Below are 1,141 nucleotides of genomic sequence, written 5' to 3'. Positions count from 1 at the left end.
ATGATGGCCTCGTCCCGCAGGCGGGCGGCGAGGGTGGTGACTTTGTCGCTGTTCGAGTAGCTGGGCATGGGGTGATCCTGCCCCATTCACCGGGCCGCGGTCGCTAGCCGCCCAGTCACCCCGTCCACCCCACCCAGTACGCTCGCCCCATGAAGATCGGTCTCCGCAAGCCCAGCCTGAAGAAGTCCATCAAGGCCCGCACGACGGGCCGCGCCAAGCGTGCGATCAAGCGCAAGGTCATCCCCGGCTACGGCCGCAAGGGGATGGGCTGGCTGCGCGATCCGAAGCGCGCCGCCTACAACGCCGTCTACCGGCGCACCACGGTCGGCCTGGGTGACGTCCTGAAGATGTTCAAGTGACCTCCAGGCCCTCGCGGATCTGACCGGGGTCGGCCCGGTGGAGGCGTGCCGCCGGCCTGGCCGCTCACGGCCCGGTCCGCGGCCCCCGCTCACCGGCCCTCACCGGCCCGCGAACGCCTCCCCCCGCCGCACGGCCTCCGGGTGCTCGGACGCCGCCGCGATCGACGCCGCCTCCTGCCGCACATGTGCGCGCAGCGCCTCGACGTCGGCCCCGCGCGCCAGCGCCTTCGTCGGCCCATAGGTGTGCGTCGGACCGGCCACCAGCTCGTCCTCGAGCTCCGTCAGGCGCGCCGCGAACGCGTCGCCGGCCACCGCCTCGGTCGCCAGGCCCCACTCCACGGCCTCGGCCCCGTTCAGGCGCCGCCCGCCGAGCAGCAGCTGCGTCGCGCGCACCGGCCCCAGCACCCGCGGCAGCCAGTAGGACACGCCCGTGTCCGGCGTCATCCCGAGCGCGGAGAACGCCGTCACCAGCTGCGCGTCCTCGCGCACCAGCACGACGTCGCCGCCCAGCATGAGCCCGAGCCCCGCCCCGGCGGCCGTCCCGTTGACGCCGGCCAGCACCAGCAGGCGAGAGCCCGTCAGCGCCACCGCGACCTCGCCCGCCGCCTCGCCGAGCTCCTGGATCATCGCGCGCCGCTCCGGCCCGGCGGGGGAGGCGGCCATGGCCTGGACGTCCCCGCCGCCGCAGAAGATCCGCCCCGCGCCGGTCAGCGTGAGCACGTGCACGGACTCGTCCCCCTCGGCCGCGTCGATCGCCGCGAGCACCACGCGCGCCATCGTCA

At 74.9% G+C, this 1,141-nt stretch carries 2 protein-coding genes; one reads left to right on the top strand and one right to left on the bottom strand.

Going from position 1 to position 1,141, the window contains the following annotated elements:
• Positions 1 to 149 precede the first annotated feature (149 nt).
• Complete coding sequence (locus tag AB0N07_RS51645) at positions 150 to 359, top strand: hypothetical protein (RefSeq protein ID WP_002857973.1); 210 nt, start codon at positions 150 to 152, stop codon at positions 357 to 359.
• Positions 360 to 458: 99 nt separating this feature from the next.
• Here the strand turns inward: AB0N07_RS51645 and AB0N07_RS51640 are convergent.
• A partial coding sequence (locus tag AB0N07_RS51640; RefSeq protein ID WP_365848009.1) for an enoyl-CoA hydratase/isomerase family protein occupies positions 459 to 1,141 on the bottom strand: 683 nt, incomplete at its 5' end.

The sequence above is a fragment of the Streptomyces sp. NPDC051172 genome (genome assembly GCF_040682555.1).
Lineage (GTDB): Bacteria > Actinomycetota > Actinomycetes > Streptomycetales > Streptomycetaceae > Streptomyces.
The sequence above is the reverse complement of the archived record's forward strand: the minus strand, read 5'-3'. Positions and strand labels throughout refer to the sequence as shown.